We start from the raw sequence: 25975 nt of genomic DNA, 5'->3' as shown, positions 1-25975 counted from the left end.
GACACTCGCATGACCACCCTGACCCGTGCCGACTGGGAACAACGCGCCAAGGATCTGAAGATCGAAGGCCGCGCCTACATCAATGGCGAATACACCGCCGCCGTGTCCGGCGACACGTTCGAATGCCTCAGCCCGGTCGATGGCCGCCTGCTGGCAACCGTCGCCAGCTGTGACGTCGCCGACGCCCAGCGCGCTGTTGAAAACGCCCGCGCCACCTTCAATTCCGGTGCCTGGTCACGCCTGGCACCGGCCAAGCGCAAAGCCACCATGATCCGTTTCGCTGGCTTGCTCAAGGCCAACGCCGAAGAGCTGGCCCTGCTTGAAACCCTGGACATGGGCAAGCCAATCAGTGACTCGCTGTACATCGACGTTCCCGGCGCGGCGCAAGCCCTGAGCTGGAGCGGCGAGGCCATCGACAAGATCTACGACGAAGTCGCCGCCACCCCCCACGACCAACTGGGCCTGGTGACCCGCGAGCCCGTCGGCGTTGTCGCGGCCATCGTGCCGTGGAACTTCCCGCTGATGATGGCCTGCTGGAAACTCGGGCCGGCGCTGTCCACCGGTAACTCGGTGATCCTCAAGCCGTCTGAAAAGTCGCCGCTGACCGCCATCCGCATCGCGGCCCTGGCCGTTGAAGCCGGGATCCCCAAAGGCGTGTTCAACGTGCTGCCGGGCTATGGCCACACCGTGGGCAACGCCCTGGCGCTGCACATGGACGTCGACACCCTGGTGTTCACCGGGTCCACCAAGATCGCCAAGCAACTGCTGATTCGCTCCGGTGAGTCGAACATGAAGCGCGTCTGGCTGGAAGCCGGCGGCAAGAGCCCGAACATCGTGTTTGCCGATGCCCCGGACCTGCAAGCCGCTGCCGAATCTGCCGCTGGCGCTATCGCCTTCAACCAGGGCGAAGTGTGCACCGCCGGTTCGCGCCTGCTGGTAGAGCGTTCCATCAAGGATAAATTCCTGCCACTGGTGATCGAGGCCCTTAAGGCCTGGAAGCCGGGCAACCCGCTGGACCCGGCCACCACCGTCGGTGCGTTGGTGGACACCCAGCAGATGAACACCGTGCTGTCGTACATCGAAGCCGGGCACGCCGATGGCGCCAAGCTGGTGGCTGGCGGCAAGCGCACCCTGCAGGAAAGCGGCGGGACCTACGTTGAGCCAACGATTTTCGACGGCGTGACCAACGCCATGAAGATCGCCCAGGAAGAAATCTTCGGGCCGGTGCTCTCGGTGATTGCCTTCGACAGCGTGGAAGAGGCCATTGCGATCGCCAACGACACCCAATACGGCCTGGCCGCTGCAGTGTGGACGTCGAACATCTCCAAGGCGCACCTCACCGCCAAGGCACTGCGTGCCGGCAGCGTGTGGGTCAACCAGTACGATGGCGGCGACATGACCGCACCGTTTGGTGGCTTCAAGCAGTCGGGTAACGGCCGCGACAAATCGCTGCACGCGTTCGACAAGTACACCGAGCTGAAGGCGACCTGGATCAAGTTGTAAGTAATCCCGGCGACTCCCTGTAGGAGCGAGCTTGCTCGCGAAGGACTTGAACGATGACGCGGGCATTCTGGATGCACGCGGTGCTCTCAAGTTTTTCGCGAGCAAGCTCGCTCCTACAGTTCGTTTGCAGCCCTGAAAAATAATGATCCACAGGAGCGTGGAAATGCGTTGGGCGACCTATTTCGCCGTGTTGGCGTCGGTCTTGAGCGTGGGCCTGGCCCTGGGCGTGAGCATGCCGCTGGTGTCCCTGCGCCTGGAAAGCTGGGGCTACGGCAGCTTCGCCATCGGGGTAATGGCTGCGATGCCGGCTTTTGGTGTACTGCTCGGTGCCAAGGTCTCCAGCGGCCTGGCCTCGCGCCTGGGCACGGCGAACCTGATGCGCCTGTGCCTGTGGGCCGGGGCGATTTCCATCGGGTTGCTGGCGGTATTGCCCAGCTACCCGGTGTGGCTGGTGCTGCGGCTGATGATCGGGGTGATCCTGACCATCGTGTTTATCCTCGGTGAAAGCTGGATCAACCAGTTGGTGATCGAGCGCTGGCGCGGTCGTCTGGTGGCGCTGTATGGCTGCAGTTATGCCTTGAGCCAACTGTCGGGCCCGTTGCTGCTGGGCGCGCTGGGTACGGATAACGACATTGGCTTCTGGGTAGGCGTTGGCCTGCTGACGTTCTCGCCGATCCTGCTGCTGGGCCGCTCCGGTGCACCCACCGCCGAGTCCTTCAGCGTGACCTTCGGCGACTTGCTGCGCTTCTGCCAGGGCTTGCCGGCGATTGCCTGGGCGGTAGCGTTATTCGCCGCGTTCGAAGCGATGATTCTTACGCTGTTGCCGGTGTATTGCCTGCAACAAGGCTTTACCGCCGAGATTGCCTTGGCGATGGTCAGCACGGTGGTGGTCGGTGATGCGTTGTTGCAATTGCCCATCGGCGCACTGGCGGACTACCTGCCTCGGCGCACGCTGTTTCTCGGCTGCGCGCTGATGCTGCTGGCGACGAGCCTGGCGATTCCACCGTTGCTGGATACGCTAATGATCTGGCCGGTTTGGGTGCTGTTCGGGGCCAGTGCCGGCGGGTTATTCACCTTGTCGCTGATCCTGATTGGCGAACGCTACCGTGACGACGCTTTGGTGCGTGCTAATGCGCATATCGCGCAGCTGTGGGGCATTGGCTGCCTGATCGGGCCACTGGTGGCCGGCGCGGGCAGCCAGTGGATCAGCGGGCATGCCTTGCCGCTGTTGATGGCGGCGGGGGCGTTGGGGCTGGTGATTCTGCTGCTGCGCCAAGGCGCGTTCGGCGCTACACAGCCGGCCTGAACTTGAAATGCGAACAACTGTGGGAGCTGGCTTGCCTGCGATAGCGAAGTGTCAGCTTGCGCATCCTGTGCCTGACACTCCGCAATCGCGGGCAAGCCCGGCTCCCACAGGGCTCTGCGCTGTTCTTAAAGCATGCGTTCCAGTCCAACGGATGTAGCGAACCAGGCATTGAAGCGGCGCCACCAACTGCCCGGTTCGCGAGTCAGGGTGTGCAGTTGGCCGTTGTCTTCGGTTACCCACACCACTTGGCCATCCTGTAGTTTCGCCTCGTAGCTCAAAGCTGGCGCCATGCCCTCCAGGGCCAGGTTGCGCACGTGTTCCGCCAGCTCGGGGCTGTCCACCAGCACCCCGACTTCGGTGTTCCACAGCACCGAGCGCGGGTCGAAGTTGAACGAGCCGATGAAGGATTTTTCCCGGTCAAAGATGATCGCCTTGCTGTGCAGGCTGGAGTCCGAGCCGTGCAACGACCCTTTGCGGAACAAATGAGGGCCGCTGCCACCACCGTCTCCCGGCTGGCGGCGCAACTCGTAGAGTTTCACCCCATGTTCCAGCAGCGCCTTGCGATAGGGCGCGTAGCCACCGTGCACGGCCGGCACGTCGGTGGCCTCCAGGGCGTTGGTCAGCAGGCTCACCGAGACGCCGGCGTCCGCACGACCGGTCAGGTACACCAGGCCCGGTTGGCCCGGTACGAAGTACGCCGAAATCATCATCAGCTCATGGCTGACCCCTTCCAGCTCCGGTGCCAGTTGGGTGGTCAGCAGCAGCCGTGGATCGGGATCGGCCTTGGCCAGGACTTTGCTCGGCGCATCCCACAGCGCCTGGTTCCAGGCCCAGATCAGCTCGCGGCGCCAGATGTCCATGCGTGGTTGGGTCTTGTAGGTGCGCAGGCGGTTGTACAGCGCATGGTTTTGCTGGCGTGATTCGGCCAGGGAGTCTTCCAGGCGTACGCGGGCGCTGGCCAGGTCACTTTTGGAGGCGTCGCTGACGAAGTCACCGATGGGCTTGCTCAGGGCGCTGTTCCAGTACTGATCGAAGCTGTGGCCCAGTTGCTCGGCCACCGGGCCCACGCTGAGCATGTCGATATCGGTGAAGTTGAGGTTGGGTTCGGCGTCGAAATACTCATCCCCCAGGTTGCGCCCGCCGACGATGGCCACGCTGTTGTCCGCCAGCCACAGCTTGTTGTGCATGCGCCGGTGTTGCAGGGACAGGTCGAACAATCGCGCCATGGCCCGCGTTACGCCGGTGCTGCGGCCCAGGTGCAGCGGGTTGAACAGGCGAATCTGGATCTGTGGGTGAGCGGCGAGGGTGGCGATGATCTGGTCCAGGCCGTCGCTGGTGGTGTCGTCCAGCAGGATGCGCACGCGCACGCCACGGTCGGCGGCCTTGAGCAGCTCATCCACGAGCATCCGGGTGCTGATGCCGTCGTGGACGATGTAGTACTGCAAATCGAGGCTGGTCTGGGCGTTGCGGATCAGTTCGGCGCGGGCCATGAAGGCTTCGCTGCTGTTGGGCAGCAGGCGGAACCCGGAGCGGCCTTTGTAGGGCGCGGCCTGGGCCTGGATCGAGCGGCCGAAGGACGACTCACTGGCTGGCAGCGCCTCGCTGGGCGTGCGCGGCGGATCGATGCTGGCGCAGCCGCCCAAGGCCAGGATGCCCAGCAGGAAAAACGGTAATAGCCGTTGGGTCATCAATGACATGGGTTCCGAATCAGGGCGGTTGTCGGCATATGACGGCTATTTCCCGTGAAAGGTCAGTCTGCGGCTTCGGCGAGCATCCTGATGGCGGTGGCGCCGACCTTGCGCACAGCCTCTTCAATCTGCGGCGTTGGTTTGGCAGCGTAGTTCATGCGCAGACAGTTCCTGTATTTGCCGGAAGCGGAAAAGATACTTCCCACGGCAATCTGTACACCTTCATCCACCAGCACCCGGTTGAGCTTCAGGGTGTCGAAGCCTTCCGGCAGCTCCACCCACAGCATGAAACTGCCTTGTGGTCGGCTGGCGCGGGTGCCTGGCGGGAAGTAACGGCTGACCCAATCGAGCATCAAGTCGCGATTACGCTGGTATTGGGTGCGCATCCGCCGCAAATGTGGCTCGAAATGCCCATTTTTCAGAAATTCGGCAATCGCGATCTGTGGTTGGGTGGCCGTGGAGCCGGTGCTGATGTATTTCATGTGCAGCACCCGCTCCAGGTACCGGCCGGGTGCGACCCAGCCGATCCGCAGGCCGGGCGCCAGGGTTTTCGAGAAGGAGCTGCACAGGACGACGCGGCCATCTTCGTCGAAGGATTTTATGGTGCGTGGGCGGGGGTAGCTGTAGGCCAATTCTCCATACACATCGTCTTCGATGATTGCCACGTCAAAGCGCTGGGCCAGGGTCAGCAGGGCGCGCTTGCGCGACTCCGGCATGATGTAGCCGAGCGGGTTGTTGCAGTTGGGGGTCAGTTGGATGACCTTGATCGGCCACTGTTCCAGTGCCAGCTCCAGCGCTTCCAGGCTGATGCCGGTGAGCGGGTCGGTGGGGATTTCCAGGGCTTTCATGCCCAGGCCCTTCAGGGTTTGCATGGCGCCGTGGAAGCTTGGCGAGTCGACGGCAACGATGTCGCCCGGCTCGCAAATGGCGTGGATGCTGGCGGACAGCGCTTCGTGGCAGCCGGTGGTGATCACCAGGTCCTGAGGCGTCAGTTGGCAGCCGGAATCAAGCATCAGCCGGGCAATCTGCTCGCGCAGTTCCAGGTTGCCGTGGATGGTGTCGTAATACAGCCCCGGCATGTCCTGGCGCCGGCTGATCCGGGCGAGGCTGCGCAGCAGGGGTTTCATGGTGGGCGACAATACATCCGGCATGCCGCGCCCCAACTGTATGGCATCTTTGCGGGGTACCGCGCGGATCAGTTCCAGCACCTGGTCCCACTGGGAAATTTCCACCGGGCGCTGGGCCGGGCGGCCTACGGCGGGCAGTGCCGGCAAGTCGCGGCCTACCGGTACGAAGTAGCCGGACTTGGGCTTGGGCATCGCCAGGCCGTTGTCTTCCAGCATGCGATAGGCCTGCTGTACGGTGCTCAGGCTCACCCCATGCTCCACACTCAAGGCCCGCACTGACGGCAATCGATCGCCCGGGCGATAAAAGCCCTGCTCGATGCGCGTGCCCAACAGTTCGGCGAGGTTGACGTATAGCGTCATGACGATACTTCCCGGTTACCAGTACAGATAGGCTGAAAATACAGGATTCAGCCGCAGATAGGCAGTATCTGTATGGATTTAATACTGGGTGGTTGAATCTGTCATGGTTTCGCGCGCCGGCTCATCCTGTGTACTCATGGCAATACGTAAATGAGGGGCAGGAAAATGAGCGGTTTGAGCGATGTGCGGTTGGCGTTACACAGTCAGGAACTGGAAGCGGGGCAGGAGCGGCGCATGGCGGCGCGTACCCAGGCTCCGGCTCTCAGTTCATGGGCGTTGTTCTGGCACCGTATGCACACGCGCAAGACCTTGCTGGAGCTGACCCCGGAGCAACTGCGTGACGTGGGCCTGAGCGCCGAGCAGGCGCGCCGGGAAGGCTTGAAACCCTTCTGGCGCGGTTGATTCAGACCAGTTCTTTCAACCGGTGCCAGAGCATACCCAGCGCCAGCAGCGGCGAGCGCAAATGCTTGCCGCCCGGGAAGGTGATGTGCGGCACCTTGGCAAACAGGTCAAAACGCCCGCTTTGCTGGCCGCTGATGGCTTCGCCCAACAGTTTGCCCGCCAGGTGGGTGGCATTGAGGCCGTGACCGGCATAGGCCTGGGCGAAATACACATTGGGTTGGTCAGCCAACCGGCCGATCTGCGGCAGGCGGTTGGCTCCGATGCCGATCATGCCACCCCACTGGTAGTCGATGTTCACGCTGGCCAGTTGCGGGAACACCTGCAGCATCTTCGGCCGCATGTAGGCGCCGATGTCCTGTGGGTCGCGTCCGGAATAATGGCAGGCACCGCCGAACAGCAAGCGTCGGTCGGCTGACAGCCGGAAGTAGTCCACCGTCACCCGCTGGTCACACACCGCCATGTTTTGTGGGAGCAACTCGGCCGCCTGGGCTTCGCTCAACGGTTCGGTGGCGATGATGTAGCTGCCGGCGGGCAGCACCTTCCCGCTCAAGTGTGGGTTGAGGCCGTTCAAATAAGCGTTGCAGCCCAGCACCAGGGTCTTGGCGCGTACGTTGCCTTGGGCCGTGTGAACGTTGACCTCAGGGCCGTAGTCGATGCGCACCGCCTCGGAGTGTTCGAACAGCTGGACGCCCAGCTGCTGTGCGGCAGCCGCCTCGCCGAGGGCCAGGTTCAGCGGGTGCAGGTGGCCGGAACCCATGTCGATCATGCCGCCGACGTAGCGGTTGGAGCCGATCACACTGCCCATCTCGCCCGCTTGCAACAGGCGTACTTCATGGCGGTAGCCCAGACTTCGCAGCTCTTGCGCGTCGGCGGCCAGGTGTTCCAGGTCGCGGGGCTTGTTGGCCAGGTCGCAGTAGCCCCAGGTCAGGTCGCAGGCGATCTGCGAACGCTCGACCCGCTGGCGCACGATCTCTACCGCCTCCAGGCCCATGAGTTTCATCTGGCGCACGCCGTCGGTGCCAATGACGTTAGTGAACTGATCCAGGCCATGCCCGACGCCACGGATCAACTGCCCGCCATTGCGCCCGCTGGCGCCCCAGGCGATCTTGCGGGCTTCCAGCAGCACCACGCTGAAGCCACGCTCGGCCAGTTCCAGGGCGGTGTTCAGCCCGGAAAAACCGCCGCCGACCACGCACACATCGGCCACGATTTCCCCTGTGAGCACCGGATAATCAGGCTGTGGGAAACTGCTGGCGGCGTAGTAGGAGTTGGCGTGCCGGGCGCTGGCGGTCATGGGGAGCCTCCCTGTTTGGAAAATTTGACGCAGGATACAGCGGTCGGGCGAAGCTGTCTCACCGGGGGCTTTTAGGGCAGAATCCACGTCTATTCGCCGTTCGGTCCCTGTGTCGATGAGTTGCAACAGCCAGAAAGTCAACGCGCTGCGCCGGCAGATTCCCTCGTTCGAGTGCGTCCCGGGTTGCCATGACTGCTGTGGGCCGGTCACCACCTCCACCGAGGAAATGTCCCGCCTGCCACGCAAGACTGCTGCCGAGCAGGAAGCGGCGATGGACGAACTCAATTGCGTGCACCTGGGCCCCAGCGGCTGCACCGTGTATGACGAACGCCCGCTGATTTGCCGGCTGTTCGGCACCACACCCACCTTGCCATGCCCCAACGACCGGCGCCCGGTGGAGTTGATTCATCCACGGGTGGAGAAGCAGATTCACGAATATATGGCGTCGACGCGTCAGGTATTGGTCTAGCGGCTGTCCCCGGTCAAATAATGCGGGAGGGGTTTGCTCGCGAAGGCGGTGTGTCAGCCAACCCTATAGCAACTGATCCACCGCCTTCGCGAGCAAGCCCGCTCCCACATTGACCAGTGGTGCTGTCTTAATCCGGGATCGGCAGGTTCAGGCTCTCCTTCACCTCTTCCATCACGATATAGCTCTTGGATTCGCGCACGTGGGGCAGCTTGAGCAGGATATCGCCCAGCAACTTGCGGTACGACGCCATCTCCGAGATCCGTGCCTTGACCAGGTAGTCGAAGTCCCCGGAGACCAGGTGGCACTCCAGCACGTGGGGTAATTTCAGTACGGCACGTCGGAATTCTTCAAAGGTGTCGCCGGACTTGTAGTCGAGGCTGATCTCGACAAACACCAGCAAACTGCCCTTCAAATGCTGCGGGTTGAGCCGGGCGTTGTAGCCCATGATGATCCCTTCACGCTCCAGGCGCCGGACCCGCTCGGTGCACGGCGTGGTCGACAGGCCGACCTTCTCCCCCAGCTCAGTAAACGAAATTCGCCCGTCTGCTTGCAGGATGCGCAGGATGTTACGGTCGATCTTGTCCAGTTCCCGCTTGGTCTGAGTGTTGGTCCGCATAGGGGATGCTCCTCCGTGAAAAGGGTTTTTGCCGAGAATTGTCGCCAAATATAGGCAGTTATATAGTGAAATGCACTGGTGATTGCTTTTTATACTGCCCACATCTTTGTGCTGAACAACAAACGTCAGCGGTCAAGCCGTGATGAGGGAATAAACATGCGCGTTCTGGTCTTGGGTAGCGGTGTCATTGGCGTGGCCAGTGCCTACTATTTGGCACGAGCTGGTTTTGAAGTGGTCGTGGTTGACCGTCAGCCGGCTGTGGCCATGGAGACCAGTTTCGCCAACGCCGGGCAGATCTCGCCGGGCTACGCCTCGCCATGGGCTGCACCGGGTGTGCCGCTCAAGGCCATCAAATGGCTGCTGGAGCGCCATGCGCCCCTGGCGATCAAGGCCACCGCCGACATCGACCAGTACCTGTGGATGGCGCAGATGCTGCGCAACTGCACCGCCAGCCGGTATGCGGTGAACAAGGAGCGCATGGTGCGCCTGTCCGAGTACAGCCGCGACTGCATCGATGAACTGCGGGCCGAGACCGGCATTGCCTACGAAGGTCGCACCCTGGGGACTACGCAGCTGTTCCGCACCCAGGCCCAACTGGACGGTGCCGCCAAGGACATCGCCGTGTTGAAAGAGTCCGGCGTGCCTTACGAACTGCTGGACCGCGCCGGTATCGCCCGCGTCGAGCCGGCCCTGGCCAGCGTCACCGACATCCTCGCCGGCGCCCTGCGCCTGCCGAATGATCAGACCGGCGACTGTCAGATGTTTACCACCCGCCTTGCCGATATGTGCAAGCAACTGGGTGTCGAATTCCGCTTCGAGCAAGATATCCAGCGCCTGGACTACGCCGGTGACCGGGTCAACGGCGTGTGGATCGACGGCAAGCTGGAAACCGCCGACCGCTACGTGCTGGCCCTCGGCAGCTACTCGCCGAAACTGCTCAAGCCACTGGGGATCAAGGCGCCGGTGTACCCGCTCAAGGGTTACTCGATGACCGTGCCGATCACCAACGCGGCGATGGCCCCGACCTCGACCATTCTCGACGAGACCTACAAGGTCGCGATCACCCGTTTCGACAACCGCATCCGCGTCGGTGGCATGGCTGAAATAGCCGGTTTTGACCTGTCGCTGAACCCGCGTCGGCGGGAAACCCTGGAGATGATCGTCAACGACCTTTATCCTCAGGGCGGTGATTTGAGCCAGGCCAGTTTCTGGACCGGCCTGCGCCCGACCACGCCAGACGGCACGCCGATTGTCGGTGCTACCCCGTTCAAAAACCTGTTCCTGAACACCGGCCACGGCACCCTCGGCTGGACCATGGCCTGTGGCTCTGGTCGTTTGCTGGCCGACCTGATGGCGAAGAAAACCCCGCAAATCAGCGCCGCCGGTCTCGATATTTCCCGTTACGGCAACCACCAGGAGTCCGCAAAACATGTCAATCCAGCGCCAGCTCACCAATGAGCGCATGAGCCAGATCGTTGTTCACAGCGGTACCGTGTATCTGGCAGGGCAAGTCGGCGACGACATGAGTGCCGGAATTGAACAGCAGACCCGCGAAACCCTCGTCAATATCGAGCGTTTGCTGGACCTGGCCGGTACCGACAAGAGCAAGTTGCTGTCGGTGACCATCTACCTGAAAGACATCGACGCCGATTTCGCCGGGATGAACGCGGTATGGGACAAGTGGCTGCCAAAAGGCGTCGCGCCGGCCCGTGCCACGGTTGAAGCGAAACTCTGCGAACCGGAAATCCTGGTGGAGCTGTCGGTTGTGGCCGCTCTGCCTTAAGCCAAACTCCTCTCCCGGCGCCTGCGTTGTCAGCGGGTGCCGGTTTTTTCTTCTCACTGCCGCCTAGAAGCCTGCCGCCATGCGTCCTGCCCGTGCCCTGATCGACCTCCAAGCCCTGCGCCATAACTACCAACTGGCCCGTGAAGTCACGGGTGGGGCCAAGGCCCTCGCCGTGATCAAGGCGGATGCCTATGGCCACGGTGCCGTGCGCGTAGCCCAGGCGCTGGAAGCCGAGGCGGACGGGTTTGCGGTGGCGTGTATCGAGGAAGCGCTGGAGCTGCGAGCTGCCGGGGTTCGCGGGCCGGTGCTGTTGCTGGAAGGTTTTTTTGAAGCCGACGAACTGCCGCTGATCATCGAGCATGATTTCTGGTGCGTGGTGCATTCGCTGTGGCAGCTGGACGCGATCGAACAGGCGCCACTCAGCAAGCCGCTGACCGTGTGGCTCAAGCTCGACTCGGGCATGCACCGTGTTGGCTTGCATCCCAAGGATTATCACGACGCTTACCAGCGCCTGCTGGCCAGCGGCAAAGTCGCGAAAATCGTGTTGATGAGTCACTTCGCCCGGGCCGACGAACTGGACAGCACCAGCAGCGACGAACAGGTGGCCGTGTTTGAAGCGGCGCGCCAGGGCCTGTCGGCCCAGGTCAGCCTGCGCAATTCGCCATCCGTGCTGGGTTGGCCGAACGTTTCCAGCGACTGGGTACGCCCGGGCATCATGCTCTACGGCGCCACGCCGTTTGGCGAAGACCAGGCCATTGCCGCGCGTTTGCAGCCGGTGATGACCCTGGAATCGAAAGTCATCTGCGTGCGTGAACTGCCGGCCGGCGAGCCGGTGGGTTATGGCGCGAAATTCATCACGCCGAAACCGATGCGCATCGGTGTGGTGGCCATGGGGTATGCCGACGGCTACCCGCGTCATGCACCGACGGGTACGCCGGTGCTGGTAGCCGGCCAGCGCAGCCAATTGTTGGGCCGGGTGTCGATGGACATGCTGTGTATCGACCTGACCGACGTGCCCCAGGCCGGGCTCGGCTCCACGGTCGAGTTGTGGGGCAAAAACATCCTCGCCAGTGACGTTGCCGCCGCTGCTGACACCATTCCCTACCAGATCTTCTGCAACCTTCGCCGGGTGCCACGGCTCTATTCCGGCGCTTGAGCGGCACCCACGAATGGCAGATCCCGGGATTTAGGCCAAAGTGTTGTAAATACTGAACGCTGTCGCCATGATAACGCTCAATTACAACAACGCCTGAATCCTAGGAGGCTCCTGCATTGGACGTCGGCGAACGACTGCAATCCATCCGTAAACTGAAAGGTCTTTCCCAGCGTGAGCTTGCCAAGCGCGCGGGCGTCACCAACAGCACCATTTCGATGATCGAAAAAAACAGCGTCAGCCCCTCCATCAGCTCCTTGCGCAAGGTGCTGGGCGGCATTCCCATGTCGATGGTGGAGTTTTTTTCCGAGGAGATCCTCCAGGAAAAACCGACCCAGATCGTCTATAAAGCCAATGAGCTGATCGATATCTCCGACGGCGCCGTCACCATGAAACTGGTGGGCCGCGCGCACCCGAGCCGGGCGATTGCGTTCCTCAACGAGATCTACCCGCCAGGTGCTGATACCGGCGAAGAGATGCTCACCCATGAGGGCGAGGAAACCGGGATCCTGGTGGAAGGCCGCCTGGAGTTGGTAGTGGGCCTTGAAACTTTTGTGCTCGAAGCCGGCGATAGCTACTACTTTGAAAGCACCAAGCCGCACCGTTTTCGCAATCCGTTCGAAGTGCCGGCGCGACTAATCAGCGCAGCCACACCCGCGAACTTTTAAGAAAAGAGGCGTCCTGCCTATGTCGCAGAGACGCCCGTAGCAGCAATCCGCTCTGCTGAATCTCCCTTTGGTTAATAGGGTTGTTTCGGCGGGGCGGGGTAACCGTTATACTTTCGCCGCCTGCGAAACCGTGGCCGCAGGCGTGAATAGCCACCATTGAGGGTGAACGCGTGAACCTAATTATGAAAATGCTGGCTGCACCAGCAACCGTACTGGCCCTATGGGCTGTCAGCGCTCAAGCTGCGACCAATGATGAAATTGCCAAGCGCCTGGAGCCGGTCGGCCAGGTGTGCGTCCAGGGGCAAGAGTGCAAGGGGATGGAAGTGGCCGTGGCCGCGGGCGGCGGCGGTGGCGCGAAATCGCCGGATGACGTGATCGCCAAACACTGCAACGCTTGCCACGGTACCGGCCTGTTGGGCGCACCGAAAATCGGTGACACCGCGGCTTGGAAAGACCGTGCGGATCACCAGGGCGGCCTCGACGGTTTGCTGGCCAAGGCCATCACTGGCCTGAACGCCATGCCGCCCAAAGGCACCTGCGCCGATTGCTCGGATGCCGAGCTTAAAGGCGCGATCGAGAAGATGTCGGGGCTGAAATAAACCGATCTTCGCCAAAAAAGCCGCTGACCAGCGGCTTTTTTGTGCCCGTGATTTGCCGGTTTAGGCTGTTCTTTGCAGCAAAGACCCGGCAAGCTCGGTCCAACCCCAATTCATGGAATGTTCGGGAGAAGTCGGATGGTGCAGTTGTGTTCAATCGAGCAAGCGGTCGACGACGTACTGGCACGGTTGCCGGCGCATATTCACATGGGCATGCCCCTGGGCCTGGGCAAACCCAACCTGTTCGTCAATGCGTTGTACCGGCGTATCGCCAAGCTGCCGGACCGGACGCTGACGATCTACACCGCCCTGGCCCTGGGTCGCCCGACCCTGGGCGATGGTTTGCAGAAGCGCTTTCTGGAACCCTTTATCGAACGGGTTTTTGGTGACTATCCCGAGCTGGATTTCCTCGCAGCCCTGCGCAAGGACAACCTGCCGCCCAACATTCACGTGCAGCAGTTCTTCATGCAGCCCGGCAGTTTGCTCCACAGCCTTTCGGCGCAGCAGGATTACGTCAGCAGCAACTACAGCCACGCCGCCCGTGATATCAACGCCGCCGGCCTGAACCTCGTGGCGCAACTGGTGGCCAGCAGCCCCGAACACCCGGACCGCCTGAGCCTGAGCTGCAACCCCGACATCACCCTGGACCTGTTGCCGATGATCGCCAAGCGCCGCGAGGCCGGTGAGACCATTTTGGTGGTGGGCCAGGTTCACAGTGATTTGCCCTACATGCCCGGTGACGCCGAGCTGGGCATGGACGCATTCGATTTCCTGATCGACGAGAAGGACAGCACCACGCTGTTCTCCACGCCGAACATGCCGGTGGGTTTCCAGGACCACTTTATCGGTCTGCACGCCAGCACCCTGGTGCGTGACGGTGGCACCTTGCAGATCGGCATCGGTTCCATGGGCGACGCACTGACCGCCGCCTTGCTGGCGCGCCAGGCAGATAACGAGGCGTATCGCCTGTTGCTGACGGATCTGGACGTGTACCAATGGGCACCGCTGATCAGTCATGAAGGCGGCGTCGCACCGTTCGCCCGTGGCCTGTACGGCTGCAGCGAAATGTTCGTCAACGGCCTGCTGGTGCTGGCCGATGCCGGGATTGTGCGGCGCAAGGTGTACCCGGACGTGGCGACCCAGGAGCGGGCCAACGCCGGGACCCTGGACGAAGCGGCACAGACCGACGGAATCTCGGTGCATGGCGGCTTCTTCCTCGGGCCGCGCAGTTTCTACGAGCGCCTGCGGGACTTGCCACAGAGCAAGCGCCTGGAATTCAACATGACCCGCATCAGCTACATCAACGAGCTGTACGGGCAAGAAGAACTCAAGCGTTTGCAGCGCCTGGATGCGCGGTTTATCAACAGCGCGTTTACCGTGACCCTGTTGGGTGCGGGCGTGGCCGACCAATTGGAAGACGGTCGCGTGCTCAGCGGCGTGGGCGGGCAATACAACTTTGTCGCCCAGGGCCATGCGCTGGAAGGCGCGCGCTCGATCCTGATCCTGCGCAGCTGGCGCGAATCGGGTGGTGACGTCAGTTCCAATATCGTCTGGGAATACGGCCACTGCACCATTCCCCGGCACCTGCGGGACATTGTTATCACCGAATACGGGATCGCGGATTTGCGCGGGCAGACCGATGCCAAAGTGATTGAAAGGCTGCTGAATATCAGCGACTCGCGCTTCCAGGACGACTTGATCGAACAGGCACAAAAAGCCGGGAAGTTGCCGAAGGATTTCCAACTGGATCCGCGCTTTGCCGATAACACCCCGGAGCGTTTGCAGGGCATTCAGGCGCGGCATCCACGGTTGTTCCCAGAGTATCCGCTGGGTTGTGATTTCACCGAGGAAGAGCGGGATTTGTTGCGGGCGTTGAACTGGCTCAAGAGCAAATTCAAGCTGACGGAGATTCTGGAGCTGGGCAAGGCGGCGCTGGACGCACCGGAGCCGGAGGCGTTTCCCGAGCACTTGGTGCGGATGCGCCTGGATAAGCCGGAGGGGTTGAAGGAAGACTTGTATCAGCGGCTATTGTTGGCAGGGCTTCAAGCGACGTCACTGTAGGAGCGAGCTTGCTCGCGAAAAACGTCCAGACAACGCGTTCATCCAGAATGCCAGCGTTATCGTTAACGTTCTTCGCGAGCAAGCTCGCTCCTACAGTATGTGGGGCGTCGATTACTCGATGAAGGTAACCACGCCACCCGCCAACGACTGCACCCGCGCCAGGGATTCAACCCGATAACCCTGGGCATCCAGCTCTGCACGGCCGCCCTGGAACGACTTCTCGATCACGATCCCCAAACCGGCGACGGTCGCGCCGGCCTGTTTGATGATCGAAATCAGCGCCTGGGACGCCTTACCATTGGCCAGGAAGTCGTCAATGATCAGCACGCGGTCGCTGCTGGTCAGGTGGCGCGGGGAAATCGCCACGGTGCTTTCGGTTTTCTTGGTGAAGGAATACACCGTCGCCGACAGCAGGTTTTCGGTCAGGGTCAGGGACTGCTGCTTGCGTGCGAAAATCACCGGCACGCCCAGGTTCAGGCCGGTCATGATCGCCGGCGCAATGCCCGAGGCTTCGATGGTGACGATCTTGGTGATCCCCGAGTCCTTGAACAACGCAGCAAATTCGTCGCCGATCAGTTTCATCAGCGCCGGGTCGATCTGGTGGTTCAGAAAGGCGTCGACCTTGAGTACCTGATCGGAAAGCACGATGCCTTCTTCGCGAATTTTCTTGTGCAGTGCTTCCACGAAAGCTTCCTCTGTTGGCGCAACAGGCGCCGAAAGTAGATTAAAAAGTAGTCGATTCTAGCGCTTTAACATCGCGCGTATATCCGCCAGGGCGGTGTTGCCGCGAACGGCTTTGACTTCGGTCGGTGTGTCGTCGTTGCCTTCCCACGCCAGGTCGTCCGGCGGCAGTTCGTCGAGGAACCGGCTGGGGGCACAATCGATGATCTCGCCATATTGCTTGCGCTTGGCGGCAAAGGTGAAGGCCAGGGTCTGACGCGCGCGGGTAATGCCCACGTAGGCCAGGCGCCGTTCTTCTTCGATGGTGTCGGCTTCGATACTGGAGCGGTGCGGGAGGATTTCTTCTTCCATGCCCATGATGAACACGTAAGGGAATTCCAGGCCCTTGGAGGCATGCAACGTCATCATCTGCACACCTTCGGCGCCGTCTTCTTCTTCCTGCTGGCGTTCAAGCATGTCCCGCAGGACCAGCTTGCCGATGGCGTCCTCGACGGTCATCTCGCCTTCTTCGTCCTTCTCCAGGGTGTTTTTCAACGCCTCGATCAGAAACCATACGTTGCCCATGCGGTAATCGGCAGCCTTGTCGCTGGAGCTGTTGGTGCGCAGCCAGTTCTCGTAGTCGATGTCCATGACCATGCTGCGCAGGGCGCTGATGGGGTCTTCGCCGGAACACTGCTCGCGTACCTTGTCCATGAAGCGCTTGAAGCGCGCCAGGCGATCGGTGAAGCGGGTGTCCAGGTGCTCGCCCAGGCCGATTTCGTCGGTGGCGGCATACATCGAGATCTTGCGTTCGGTGGCGTAGTTGCCGAGCTTTTCCAGGGTGGTCGAACCGATCTCCCGGCGTGGGACGTTGATCACCCGCAGGAAGGCGTTGTCGTCGTCCGGGTTCACGATCAGCCGGAAGTAGGCCATCAGGTCTTTCACTTCCTGGCGTCCGAAGAAGCTGTTGCCGCCCGACAGGCGATACGGAATCTGGTGGTGCTGCAGCTTCAGCTCGATCAGCTTGGCCTGGTAGTTGCCGCGGTACAGGATCGCGAAATCGCTGTAGGGCCGGTCGGTACGCAGGTGCAGCGTCAGCAGCTCGACGGCTACGCGCTCGGCTTCGGCGTCTTCGTTGCGGCAGCGGATCACACGGATCTCGTCGCCGTGGCCCATCTCGCTCCACAGTTGTTTTTCAAACTCGTGGGGGTTGTTGGAGATCAGCACGTTGGCGCAACGCAGGATGCGGCTGGTGGAGCGGTAGTTCTGCTCCAGCATCACCACTTTCAGGGACGGGTAGTCGTCCTTGAGCAACATCAGGTTTTCCGGGCGGGCGCCGCGCCAGGCGTAGATCGACTGGTCGTCGTCGCCGACCACGGTGAACTGGTTGCGCGTGCCGATCAGCAGCTTCACCAGCAGGTATTGGCTGGCGTTGGTGTCCTGGTATTCGTCCACCAGCAGGTAGCGGACTTTGTTCTGCCATTTTTCGAGAATGTCGGCGTGTTCCTGGAACAGCTTCACCGGCAGCAGGATCAGGTCGTCGAAGTCCACCGCGTTGAACGCCTTGAGCGTGCGCTGGTAGTGGGTGTAGACGATGGCGGCGGTCTGTTCCTTGGGATTGCGCGCGGCCTCCAGGGCTTCGGCGGGCAGGATCAGGTCGTTCTTCCACGAGCCGATCATGTTCTTGATCTCGTCGACGCCGTCGTCGCCCGCGTATTCCTTCTGCATGATGTCGGTCATCAGCGCCTTGACGTCCGTTTCGTCAAAGATCGAGAAGCCCGGCTTGTAGCCCAGCCGCACATGCTCCTTGCGGATGATGTTCAGCCCCAGGTTGTGGAAGGTACACACGGTGAGGCCACGGCCTTCGCCACCCTTGAGCAGGGTGCCGACGCGCTCTTTCATTTCCCGCGCCGCCTTGTTGGTAAAGGTCATGGCGACGATGTACTGGGCGCGGATGCCGCAGCTCTGGATCAGGTGCGCGATCTTGCGGGTGATCACGCTGGTCTTGCCGGAACCGGCACCGGCGAGCACCAATAGAGGGCCGCCGACGTAGTTCACGGCTTCTTGCTGCCGGGGATTGAGTCGGGACATACGAAATTCAGGAAGTCATTGATCAAAAGGGCGGGCATTTTAACAGGCTGGCAAGATTCTGCTGCCTCTGAACGACAGTGTGACGTACCACTCGATCTAAATTTGCCGGTTTTGTTACTTTGCCGCAGGATGTGCAGGGTATTTAGGACTATTGTTCGGTCTAAAGCTGCACTGTGCGTATTTGATAACCCATATCATTGGTCATTATCGGGTCGCGCGTCATAATGCTCGCCGCCAACGAAATTTTGCAGAGTCTAGGGAGCTAGCTTGTCTACGCCTGTCGAACCCTTGCGTTTGCTGCTACTGGCCGATGAGCCAGCGTGGGCAGCGTTATTGCGCGAGTGCCTGGCGCCGATGGGCGACGGAGCTGTGCTGATCAGCGCACCAAACTGGGAGTCTGTGAGCAATCTGTTCGACGACGATCACAGTGCGGTGTTGTTGACCACGGCCAACCTTCAGCCCGGCCCCGGTCGTTGCCGCTTGCCAACGGTGTTGTTGTTGGAAGAGGAACCTTTGGTTTCGCCCCTCGGCGTCAGCGATTGGCTGATCCTGAATGCATTGGATGTCGATACATTGCGCCGTTGCCTGCGGCATGTGCGCGAGCGCGGTGTGCTGGAAAACACCCTGCAACGCCTGGCTGAGCAAGACCCACTGACCGGCATCGCCAACCGCCAGGGTTTCCAGACCCTGCTGACCGCCCGCCTGGCGGAAAACGAAGGCCGCGGCGTCGCCCTCGGCCACCTCGACCTCGACAACTTTCGCCACGCCAACGACGCCCTCGGCCACCAGGCCGGCGACCGGCTGATCCTGCAAGTGGTCTCGCGGCTTAAAAGCCAGCTGGAGGCCGGTGATCAACTGGCACGCCTGGGCAGCGATGAATTCGCCCTGCTGATCGACACCCGCCGCGCGCCCCAGCGCGCCGAGTGGATGGCCGAGCGCATTGTCGAAGCCATGGTCGAGCCGTATTGGGTGGATGGCGAAAGCCTGCTGATCGGCTGCAGCCTCGGTGTGGCCCATGCCCGCGCCAAGGCCGGCGCCGACCCGCTGATGTGGCACGCCCACATCGCCATGCAGCAAGCGAAAAGCACCCAGGGCTGCACCTTTCATATCTTCAACGAACGCATCAACCGTAACGCCCGCAGCCTCGCCGACCTTGAAAGCGAACTGCGCCGGGCGTTGCGCCGTGACGAGTTGGAACTGCATTACCAACCGCGCCTGGACCTGGATGACGGTCATATCGTCGGCCTTGAAGCGCTGGTGCGCTGGCGCCATGGCGAGCGCGGGCTGTTGCCGCCGAGCGAGTTCGTGCCGCTGGCCGAGCAGAGCGGCTTGATCGTGCCCTTGGGTTACTGGGTGATTTCCCGGGCCCTGCGCGACATGCAAGACCTGCGCGAGCGCGGAATTGCGCCGCTGCACATGGCGGTCAACCTGTCGTTCCGCCAGTTCCAGGACAGCCAATTGCTCAGCACCCTCAGCCGGCTGATTGCCGAGCGTGGCGTGGAAGCCCAGTGGCTGGAGTTTGAACTGACGGAAACCGCCGTGATGCGCCGCAGCGATTTGGTCAAGCAGACCATGGATGCCCTCGGCCGCCTGGGCGTGCGCTTTTCCCTGGATGACTTTGGCACCGGCTTTTCGTCGTTCGTGCACCTCAACAGCCTGCCGATTGCCTTGCTCAAGATCGACAAAAGCTTCGTCGGCGGCATGGAAGAGCGCGAAGAAAACCGCAAGCTGGTCCACGCCATGATCAACCTGGCCCACAACCTGAATCTGGAAGTGGTGGCCGAGGGCGTGGAAACCGCAGAGCAATTGGCGTTGCTGCGGTTGTTCGGCTGCGATCAGGCCCAGGGTTATCTGATCAGCAAGCCGTTGCCGTTGGTGGAATTGGTGGACTACCTGACCTTTGGTGACAGCCAGCAGTTGGTGGGCGGCGTGATCTGATGTTGTAAACCCGATCAAAAATATGGGAACCAGCTTTTGTGGGAGCTGGCTTGCCTGCGATAGCATCACCGCGGTGTGTCTGACCTACCGAGGTGCCTGTATCGCGGGCAAGCCCGGCTCCCACATAAGCCAACTCCTACACTGACCGAGTACAGCCGTTACTCAGGCTGTGCGGCTTGAAACCCGCGGTGGGTTTCAGGCTCCTGGCGAATCATCCGCTTCATCTTCCGTTCAAACGCCCAGGTCAGGCTGACTGCCGCGCACGCCAGGCCCAGGGCCAGGCCCCACCACACGCCCGTCGGCCCCCAACCAAGATTGAACGCCATCAGCCAGGCAGCCGGTGCGCCGATCAGCCAATAGCAGCCCAGCCCGACCAGGAACGTGGTCTTGGCATCCTTGAGCCCGCGAATGCAGCCCATGGCGATGGTCTGCACACCGTCGAACAGTTCAAACCACGCCGCCACCGCCAGCAGGCTGACCGCGAGGTTGATCACGTCGCGAAATGCCGGGTCATGCTGGTCGAGGAACCAGCCGATCAATTGGTGCGAGAACAGCCACAGCACCACGGCAAAGCACAGCATCACCAGGGCGCCGAAGCCGATCCCGACCCGCCCGGCGAGCCGCGCTTCCAGCAGGTTCCCGGCACCGTAATGCTGGCCGATGCGCATGGTGATCGCGTAAGACATCCCTGCCGGCACCATGAACGCCACCGACACAATCTGCAGGGCGATCTGGTGCGCCGCCAATTGGGTGCTGCCCATGGTGCCCATGCACAGCGCCGCGAAGGCAAACAAACCGACCTCCACCGCGTAGGTGCCGCCAATCGGCAGGCCCAGGCGCCACAGCTCCCGCAGATACTGCAGGTTGGGCCGCAACAGCCCCTTGCCGAGCGGGTAGGCGTCGTAGGCGCGGTTGTATTTGATGTACCAGACCAGCGCCAGGGCCATGCAGTTGGCGACGATGGCCGTGACCAGGCCAATGCCCACCAGCCCGAGTTTTGGCAGGCCGAACATGCCTTCGATCAGTGCGTGGTTGAGCAGGTAGTTGATCACCGTGCCGCCCAGGCTGATGACCATCACCGGCTTGGCTTTGCCGATGGCGCTGGTGAAGCCGCGCAGGGCCATGAACGTCAGGTAGCCGGGCAGGGCGAACGGCAGGATGGTCAGGAACTGGCCGGCGGAGTCGACGTTGGTTTCGGTCTGGCCAAACATCAGCAGCACTGGCTTGAGGTTCCACAGCAGCACGCCGGCCACCAGCGCCATCAACCAGGCCAGCCATAGCCCGGCCTGGGTCAGCCGGGTGGCGCCTTCAATGTCGCCCGCGCCCTGACGGATGGCGACCAGCGTACCCACGGCCGCGATCACGCCGATGCAGAAGATCGCCACGAACGAATAGCTTGCCGCACCCAGGCCGCCGCCGGCCAGGGCCTCGGGGCTCAGGCGGGCCATCATCAGGGTGTCGGTCAGCACCATCAGCATGTGGGCCAACTGAGAGGCAATCAGCGGCCCTGACAGCCGCAGAATGGCCCAGAGTTCGGTACGTGCCGGATGCTGCATGATCATCACGCTCAAAAAGTCAGGGAAGAGTGGAAGGGTTGATTCTCGGCGCTCACAGCGCTTTACACAAAGGGATAAATGCGATGGTTCACATGATTAAAACTCATGCCTGAGTGATTCTGGTAGGGTTTCGATATTGCGCCGTCGGAGCTTTCGCCATGTCTCGTCGTCTTCCTCCTCTTTACGCCTTGCGCGCGTTTGAAGCCGCGTCCCGCTACAACTCGTTCACGCGGGCGGCGGAAGAATTATCGATTACCCAAAGCGCGGTGAGCCGGCACATTCGGACCCTGGAAGAGCATTTTGCCTGCCGCCTGTTCCTGCGCAGCGGCCGCACCTTGCAACTCACCGAGGCGGCCCGCCTGTTGCTGCCGGGAGTGCGTGAAGGGTTTGCGGCCCTGGAGCGCGCCTGCCATACGTTGAACGCGGAGGACGACATTCTGCGCATGAAGGCGCCGTCCACCCTGACCATGCGCTGGCTGCTGGCGCGGCTCAGTCGCTTCCGGCATTTGCAGCCGGGCAATGAAGTGCAACTGACCAGCGCGTGGATGAGCATCGATGAGGTGGATTTCAACCAGGAGCCGTTCGATTGCGCGGTGTTGCTGAGCAATGGCCATTTCCCGCTCGACTGGGAAGCCAGCTACCTGTTTGCGGAAATGCTGATCCCGGTGGGCGCGCCGAACCTGTTGAGCGACGGGCCCTGGGATGTCACGCGGCTGGCCACGGCCGAATTGCTGCACCCCACGCCCGACCGGCGTGACTGGCGCTACTGGCTGGAGCGCATGGGCCTGTCATCCCAGGTTTCGCTCAGGGGCGGGCAAGTGTTCGACACCTTGGAGTTGGGCATGATTGCCGCGGCCCGGGGTTATGGCGTGTCCATGGGCGACTTGCTGATGGTGGCCGAAGACGTGGCCCAGGGCCGCTTGAGTCTGCCCTGGCCTACCGCCGTGGCCAGTGGGGAAAATTACTATTTGGTGTGGCCGAAAACCCGTCCGGGGGGCGAGCGTTTGCGCCGGCTGGCAGATTTTCTCCAGGGTGAGGTCCAGGCAATGGAGTTGCCCCAGGTCAAGCGCCTCGATTGAAGGAATTGCGCCGCGGCGCAGCAATCGTTTGCGTGATACCCCTGCGAATCGCTCAAGTATTGAGTCGGCCCGCCGAAGTAGGGTTGTTGGAACTACCGTTCTACACCGTTTCCCCTATTAGAATTTTGCCGAGCAGCGCTATGAGATCAGGATGATCCTGGCCTCGGCCAGGAGCCTTCATGTCCCAACCTCGCGCCCGGATCGCCTCTCAACTGGGGCTCGCCCTCGCCGTGATACTGGCTGTCGTCATCAGCGGCAGCACAGTGTTCGCCCTGCGTTCGCTGGACTCCGCCAACCTCGACACCCGCGAGGAACACCTGGCCAGCGAGGCCCGGTTGCTGGCTGACCAACTCAATACCTTCCACAGCACCTTGCGCGAAAGTACCCAGCGTTTGAGCGGGCTGTTTGAGAAGCGCTTCAGCGCCGGCTTGGCCGTACGTCCGGGAGAACCGGTCACCGTCGCGGGCGTGCAGACCCCAGGCCTGTACCTGGGTGAGGAAGTGCTGAACAACAACTTCGCTGAAGTTGATGAGTTCAAGCAGATGTCCGGTGGCGTGGCGACCTTGTTCGTGCGCAGCGGCGAGGATTTTATCCGCGTCAGCACCTCCCTGACCAAGCAGGACGGCAGCCGCGCCATCGGTACGGCGCTGGATCACCAGCACCCGGCCTATCAACGTCTGCTCGGCGGGCAGGGCTACGTTGGCCGTGCGGTGTTGTTCGATCGTTCCTACATGACCCAATACAGCCCGGTGCGCGACGCCAGCGGCAAAGTGATTGCGGTGCTGTTTGTCGGCTTCGACTACACCGACGCCCAGAACGCCCAGTTCGAGAACCTCAAGCGCTTCCGCATCGGCCAGACCGGCTCCCTGGCGCTGCTGGATGAACAGAAGCATTGGCTGGTGCCGCCGGCGGGTGTGCAGGCGCTGGATCAGTCGATTACGGTGATGCTCGAGTTGGCCGCCAAGCCCGGCAGCGGGCGTTTCTGGAGCGACAAGAGCGAAGACTTCTACAGCGTCGCGGTGCCGTTTGAAGGCGGCCCGTGGACGGTGGTGGCGAGCATGCCGAAAGCCGAAATTCGGGCGGTGACCTGGTCGGTGGGCATACGCCTGGTGATCGGCAGCGTGCTGGCGATGCTGCTGGCGGTGGGCGCGGCGGTCTGGCTGCTGCGCAGCAAGTTGCAGCCATTGGGCGACTTGGTGCGCCAGGCGGAAGCGCTGGGTGCTGGTGATTTGAGCGCGCGGCTGAACGTTTCCAGCCACGACGAGATTGGCCAGTTGGCCCGCAGTTTCAACCAGATGGGCGAAGCGCTGTCGACCATGGTGTCCCACATTCGCAAGGCGGCTGAAGACGTCAACAGCCGTGCCCAGGCGCTGTCGGGTTTGTCCGGCGGTGCGTATGAGGGCATGGAACAACAGTCCGGCGAAATCACCAGCATGGCCGGCGCGGTGGAAGAGTTCAGCGCCACCTCGCTGAACATCGCCGACAACATGGGCAACACCGAGCGCCTGGCCCAGGACAACGCGGCGCAGACCAAGATCGGCCGCACCTCGATGCAAGAGGCGTCTTCGTCCCTGGAACACATCGCCACCGCGCTGAACAGCACGGCCACAGTGATCAACACCCTGGGCCAGCGCTCCCAGGAAATCGGCGGAATCGTCGGGGTGATCACCGCGATTGCCGAACAGACCAACCTGCTGGCGCTCAACGCCGCCATTGAAGCCGCACGGGCCGGTGAGCAAGGGCGCGGGTTTGCGGTGGTCGCCGACGAAGTACGCAACCTTGCGTCGCGCACCCGTCAGGCCACGGACGAGATTTCCGTGATGATCCAGAGTATCCAGCAGGAAACCGGCAACGCCATCAGCACCATGGAGCAAGGCAACGTGCTGATGCAGGAAGGCCTGGCACGCAATGCTGACGTGGCTTCGGCCCTGGCGCGGATCGACGAGCAAAGCCGCTCGGCGGGCCAGCAGTTTGCGGCGATTACCACCGCCACCCAGGAGCAGAGCAGCACGGCGACCCTGCTGAGCAGCAACTTGCAGAGCATTGCCCTGGCCAACAGCGAGCAGCGGGAAGTGGTGTCGAACCTGGCGATTACCGCCAAGGAACTGGAGACCCTGGCGGCGGGCTTGCGCCAGGAAGTCGACCGCTTCCGCTGAATGGCGGTATAGAGACCTACTTGCAATCCGCGCTGCTGGAGACTTCCTTGGTGGCCAGTTTCAGCACTTTGGCCAGTTCAGCCGCATCGGTGCTGGCGTAGGTACGCCCGCCGGTATTTTCGGCGATGCAGCGCGATGCTCCGGCGACACCTATGTTCACCACGTTGACCCGCAGTCGCGGCTGCTGCTGGGCGACACGTCGCGACACCGCGCAAGCGTCCTGCTGGCAGCCGTCTTCACCGTCAATGAACATCACGATCATTGCATCACGATTACGCCCATCCACCGTGCTGGCGGCTTTTTCCAGGCTCGCGGCCAAGGGTGTGCCGTCGTTGCCTACCAGCCCGCGAATGCCGGACATCAAGCGAGGGCGATCACCAAACCGGAAGACCCCGTGGTCCGGGGTGCTCTCGCAACCGGCGAAGGTAATCAGGCGCATATCGATTTTCGGGTCCAGCGCCTTGATCATGCCGTTCAGGGAATCGGCGGCCACGTCCATTCGGTTGGGCGGCTGGAAAATCTGTTGCGCCCGGCGAACGTCGGTGTAGCGGTTGAGGGAGTTGCCGAAGAACCAGTCCTCGTCAGCCTTCACGGCCTTGATGTTCAACATCATCGAGCCGGAAGTGTCGAGTACCACCACGAACTGCGGTGTCTCGACTTTTGCGGCACCTTTGCGGCAGGCGTAGTTGTCCAGGGACGGCGGCGGGGCGGGCTTGGCCACAGGCTCCGGCTTGGGCGGCGGCGGTGGCGGTGGCGCAGGTTCGGGTTCTGGCTCCGGTACCACAACGGGCTCCGGCTCCGGCTCGGGGTCCGGGGCGACCACTTTTGCCGGTTCGACGATGGGCGACGGGGCCACGGGTTCGACCACCGGCGCCGGTCGCCAGAACCACCAGGCCCACAGCGCGAGCAACAGCAGTAGCAACAGCAACAGACCGAGCAACAGTGCAGCCAGGCGCCATCCCTTTGAGCCGGCGGCCACCGGGGCCACCGCTGCTGCCGGCGGGACCAGCGGCGGCGGCATGACTTTTGGCGCTCGCGGCGTGTCCCAGCGGATCACCAGCGGCTCGCCGTTGAGGCTGTAGAGGTCGCCCGGAATCGGTTCGCCCATCAGCGATTCCAGCTGATGGGCGGTATCGGGCTGATCGCGTTTTCTCAACTCATCGGCGAGTTGGCGGATGGCGTCCTGGCGCTGTTGAAAGGTTTGCAGCAGGCGTCGCTGGCTGTCCTTGTCCAGGTCGGCGTAGGGGGTCGGCTGGCCGCCGAGTTCAGTCCACCACTCGACGATGCCATCGGCGCCCGTGCGCGGGATCGCAAACAGACTCGCAGCCACCGGCGGAAGGTGTTTCTGGATGAGCGCGACTTTGCTTTGCTGCGCGCTTGTTCCGTCCGGGACGGCGTGTGTGTCCCTGATGACCCGTTGCATGAAGGCGATTCCTGAAAATGGAGCAGGCATCCCGTGAGATGCCTGC

The 25975-nt window shown here is 62.2% G+C and carries 21 protein-coding genes and 1 pseudogene; 14 read left to right on the top strand and 8 right to left on the bottom strand.

What is annotated here, in order from left to right; translation table 11 throughout:
• The first annotated feature begins 9 nt into the window (after window positions 1-9).
• The 3 genes and pseudogenes from HX855_RS17975 to HX855_RS17970 all read left to right on the top strand — a co-directional run bounded on the left by HX855_RS17975 (window position 10) and on the right by HX855_RS17970 (window position 2809).
• A complete protein-coding gene (locus HX855_RS17975) occupies window positions 10-1503 on the top strand; it encodes an aldehyde dehydrogenase (RefSeq protein ID WP_177086544.1) in 1494 nt (497 codons plus the stop codon).
• A gap of 31 nt (window positions 1504-1534) precedes the next feature.
• A pseudogene (locus tag HX855_RS33370) lies at window positions 1535-1624 on the top strand (outer membrane lipoprotein carrier protein LolA); the annotation flags it as partial.
• 42 nt (window positions 1625-1666) lie between these two features.
• A complete protein-coding gene (locus tag HX855_RS17970; RefSeq protein ID WP_177086546.1) occupies window positions 1667-2809 on the top strand; it encodes an MFS transporter in 1143 nt (380 codons plus the stop codon).
• Window positions 2810-2934: 125 nt separating this feature from the next.
• Here the strand turns inward: HX855_RS17970 and HX855_RS17965 are convergent, their stop codons facing one another.
• Both HX855_RS17965 and HX855_RS17960 read right to left on the bottom strand, forming a co-directional pair.
• Window positions 2935-4497, bottom strand: coding sequence for a phospholipase D family protein (locus HX855_RS17965; RefSeq protein ID WP_177087105.1), 1563 nt, complete (start codon window positions 4495-4497; stop codon window positions 2935-2937).
• Between the two features lie 62 nt (window positions 4498-4559).
• Window positions 4560-5984 carry a PLP-dependent aminotransferase family protein gene (locus tag HX855_RS17960; RefSeq protein ID WP_177086548.1) on the bottom strand — a complete coding sequence of 475 codons (1425 nt, stop codon included), beginning with the start codon at window positions 5982-5984 and terminating at the stop codon, window positions 4560-4562.
• Window positions 5985-6149: 165 nt separating this feature from the next.
• Here HX855_RS17960 and HX855_RS17955 point away from each other — a divergent pair, with 165 nt between their 5' ends.
• Entirely contained in the window at window positions 6150-6386 is a 237-nt protein-coding gene (locus tag HX855_RS17955) for a DUF1127 domain-containing protein (protein WP_177086550.1), read from the top strand.
• A gap of 1 nt (window position 6387) precedes the next feature.
• On the opposite strand, the gene HX855_RS17950 is transcribed toward HX855_RS17955, so the two are convergent.
• The gene (locus HX855_RS17950; protein ID WP_177086552.1) at window positions 6388-7680 is read right to left on the bottom strand and encodes an FAD-binding oxidoreductase; all 1293 of its coding nucleotides are present in this window, start codon (window positions 7678-7680) and stop codon (window positions 6388-6390) included.
• 115 nt (window positions 7681-7795) lie between these two features.
• Between HX855_RS17950 and HX855_RS17945 the strand changes: the two genes are divergently transcribed.
• Window positions 7796-8149 carry a YkgJ family cysteine cluster protein gene (locus tag HX855_RS17945; protein ID WP_177086554.1) on the top strand — a complete coding sequence of 118 codons (354 nt, stop codon included), beginning with the start codon at window positions 7796-7798 and terminating at the stop codon, window positions 8147-8149.
• 127 nt (window positions 8150-8276) lie between these two features.
• On the opposite strand, the gene HX855_RS17940 is transcribed toward HX855_RS17945, so the two are convergent.
• Window positions 8277-8765, bottom strand: a complete 489-nt coding sequence (locus HX855_RS17940) for an Lrp/AsnC ligand binding domain-containing protein (protein ID WP_003206849.1) — start codon at window positions 8763-8765, stop codon at window positions 8277-8279.
• A 156-nt stretch (window positions 8766-8921) separates the two neighbouring features.
• Here HX855_RS17940 and dadA point away from each other — a divergent pair, with 156 nt between their 5' ends.
• The 6 genes from dadA (at window position 8922) to HX855_RS17910 (ending at window position 15026) form a co-directional block, all read left to right on the top strand.
• Window positions 8922-10223, top strand: coding sequence for a D-amino acid dehydrogenase (dadA, locus tag HX855_RS17935; protein ID WP_177086556.1), 1302 nt, complete (start codon window positions 8922-8924; stop codon window positions 10221-10223).
• Complete coding sequence (locus HX855_RS17930) at window positions 10195-10548, top strand: RidA family protein (protein WP_046034864.1); 354 nt, start codon at window positions 10195-10197, stop codon at window positions 10546-10548. Before dadA ends, HX855_RS17930 begins: the two co-directional genes overlap by 29 nt.
• 79 nt (window positions 10549-10627) lie before the next feature.
• Window positions 10628-11704: an alanine racemase gene (gene alr, locus HX855_RS17925; RefSeq protein WP_177086558.1), complete on the top strand. Its 1077-nt coding sequence runs from the start codon at window positions 10628-10630 to the stop codon at window positions 11702-11704.
• A 116-nt stretch (window positions 11705-11820) separates the two neighbouring features.
• Window positions 11821-12369: a cupin domain-containing protein gene (locus HX855_RS17920; RefSeq protein ID WP_003208755.1), complete on the top strand. Its 549-nt coding sequence runs from the start codon at window positions 11821-11823 to the stop codon at window positions 12367-12369.
• 182 nt (window positions 12370-12551) lie between these two features.
• Window positions 12552-12968 carry a cytochrome c5 family protein gene (locus HX855_RS17915; protein ID WP_003208757.1) on the top strand — a complete coding sequence of 139 codons (417 nt, stop codon included), beginning with the start codon at window positions 12552-12554 and terminating at the stop codon, window positions 12966-12968.
• A gap of 135 nt (window positions 12969-13103) precedes the next feature.
• Window positions 13104-15026, top strand: coding sequence for an acetyl-CoA hydrolase/transferase family protein (locus HX855_RS17910; protein WP_177086560.1), 1923 nt, complete (start codon window positions 13104-13106; stop codon window positions 15024-15026).
• 111 nt (window positions 15027-15137) lie between these two features.
• Here the strand turns inward: HX855_RS17910 and HX855_RS17905 are convergent, their stop codons facing one another.
• Window positions 15138-15710 carry a xanthine phosphoribosyltransferase gene (locus tag HX855_RS17905; RefSeq protein WP_008439415.1) on the bottom strand — a complete coding sequence of 191 codons (573 nt, stop codon included), beginning with the start codon at window positions 15708-15710 and terminating at the stop codon, window positions 15138-15140.
• A gap of 57 nt (window positions 15711-15767) precedes the next feature.
• Window positions 15768-17777 carry a DNA helicase Rep gene (gene rep / locus HX855_RS17900; RefSeq protein WP_177086562.1) on the bottom strand — a complete coding sequence of 670 codons (2010 nt, stop codon included), beginning with the start codon at window positions 17775-17777 and terminating at the stop codon, window positions 15768-15770.
• Between the two features lie 267 nt (window positions 17778-18044).
• On the opposite strand from rep, the gene HX855_RS17895 reads away from it, so the two are divergent.
• Window positions 18045-19715, top strand: coding sequence for a bifunctional diguanylate cyclase/phosphodiesterase (locus HX855_RS17895; RefSeq protein WP_177086564.1), 1671 nt, complete (start codon window positions 18045-18047; stop codon window positions 19713-19715).
• 158 nt (window positions 19716-19873) lie between these two features.
• Here the strand turns inward: HX855_RS17895 and HX855_RS17890 are convergent, their stop codons facing one another.
• A complete protein-coding gene (locus tag HX855_RS17890) occupies window positions 19874-21277 on the bottom strand; it encodes a NorM family multidrug efflux MATE transporter (protein WP_177086566.1) in 1404 nt (467 codons plus the stop codon).
• Between the two features lie 152 nt (window positions 21278-21429).
• Between HX855_RS17890 and HX855_RS17885 the strand changes: the two genes are divergently transcribed.
• Both HX855_RS17885 and HX855_RS17880 read left to right on the top strand, forming a co-directional pair.
• On the top strand, window positions 21430-22350 hold the full coding sequence (locus HX855_RS17885; RefSeq protein ID WP_177086568.1) for a LysR substrate-binding domain-containing protein: 921 nt from the start codon (window positions 21430-21432) through the stop codon (window positions 22348-22350).
• 179 nt (window positions 22351-22529) lie between these two features.
• Window positions 22530-24506 (top strand): methyl-accepting chemotaxis protein, encoded by a 1977-nt coding sequence (locus tag HX855_RS17880; RefSeq protein ID WP_177086571.1) that lies wholly within the window; start codon window positions 22530-22532, stop codon window positions 24504-24506.
• A gap of 16 nt (window positions 24507-24522) precedes the next feature.
• On the opposite strand, the gene HX855_RS17875 is transcribed toward HX855_RS17880, so the two are convergent.
• Window positions 24523-25929: a VWA domain-containing protein gene (locus tag HX855_RS17875; protein WP_177086573.1), complete on the bottom strand. Its 1407-nt coding sequence runs from the start codon at window positions 25927-25929 to the stop codon at window positions 24523-24525.
• Between the last annotated feature and the right edge of the window lie 46 nt (window positions 25930-25975).

Source organism: Pseudomonas sp. IPO3778, from assembly GCF_013386825.1.
Taxonomy (GTDB): Bacteria; Pseudomonadota; Gammaproteobacteria; order Pseudomonadales; family Pseudomonadaceae; genus Aquipseudomonas.
The sequence above is the reverse complement of the archived record's forward strand: the minus strand, read 5'-3'. Positions and strand labels throughout refer to the sequence as shown.

Bases quoted from the DNA above. Each gene is read 5' to 3' on its own strand.
- HX855_RS17975 (WP_177086544.1), top strand. From the start codon at position 10: ATGACCACCCTGACCCGTGCCGACTGGGAACAACGCGCCAAGGATCTG.
- HX855_RS17970 (WP_177086546.1), top strand. From the start codon at position 1,667: ATGCGTTGGGCGACCTATTTCGCCGTGTTGGCGTCGGTCTTGAGCGTG.
- HX855_RS17965 (WP_177087105.1), bottom strand. From the start codon at position 4,497: ATGACCCAACGGCTATTACCGTTTTTCCTGCTGGGCATCCTGGCCTTG.
- HX855_RS17960 (WP_177086548.1), bottom strand. From the start codon at position 5,984: ATGACGCTATACGTCAACCTCGCCGAACTGTTGGGCACGCGCATCGAG.
- HX855_RS17955 (WP_177086550.1), top strand. From the start codon at position 6,150: ATGAGCGGTTTGAGCGATGTGCGGTTGGCGTTACACAGTCAGGAACTG.
- HX855_RS17950 (WP_177086552.1), bottom strand. From the start codon at position 7,680: ATGACCGCCAGCGCCCGGCACGCCAACTCCTACTACGCCGCCAGCAGT.
- HX855_RS17945 (WP_177086554.1), top strand. From the start codon at position 7,796: ATGAGTTGCAACAGCCAGAAAGTCAACGCGCTGCGCCGGCAGATTCCC.
- HX855_RS17940 (WP_003206849.1), bottom strand. From the start codon at position 8,765: ATGCGGACCAACACTCAGACCAAGCGGGAACTGGACAAGATCGACCGT.
- dadA (WP_177086556.1), top strand. From the start codon at position 8,922: ATGCGCGTTCTGGTCTTGGGTAGCGGTGTCATTGGCGTGGCCAGTGCC.
- HX855_RS17930 (WP_046034864.1), top strand. From the start codon at position 10,195: ATGTCAATCCAGCGCCAGCTCACCAATGAGCGCATGAGCCAGATCGTT.
- alr (WP_177086558.1), top strand. From the start codon at position 10,628: ATGCGTCCTGCCCGTGCCCTGATCGACCTCCAAGCCCTGCGCCATAAC.
- HX855_RS17915 (WP_003208757.1), top strand. From the start codon at position 12,552: ATGAAAATGCTGGCTGCACCAGCAACCGTACTGGCCCTATGGGCTGTC.
- HX855_RS17910 (WP_177086560.1), top strand. From the start codon at position 13,104: ATGGTGCAGTTGTGTTCAATCGAGCAAGCGGTCGACGACGTACTGGCA.
- rep (WP_177086562.1), bottom strand. From the start codon at position 17,777: ATGTCCCGACTCAATCCCCGGCAGCAAGAAGCCGTGAACTACGTCGGC.
- HX855_RS17890 (WP_177086566.1), bottom strand. From the start codon at position 21,277: ATGATCATGCAGCATCCGGCACGTACCGAACTCTGGGCCATTCTGCGG.
- HX855_RS17885 (WP_177086568.1), top strand. From the start codon at position 21,430: ATGTCTCGTCGTCTTCCTCCTCTTTACGCCTTGCGCGCGTTTGAAGCC.
- HX855_RS17880 (WP_177086571.1), top strand. From the start codon at position 22,530: ATGTCCCAACCTCGCGCCCGGATCGCCTCTCAACTGGGGCTCGCCCTC.
- HX855_RS17875 (WP_177086573.1), bottom strand. From the start codon at position 25,929: ATGCAACGGGTCATCAGGGACACACACGCCGTCCCGGACGGAACAAGC.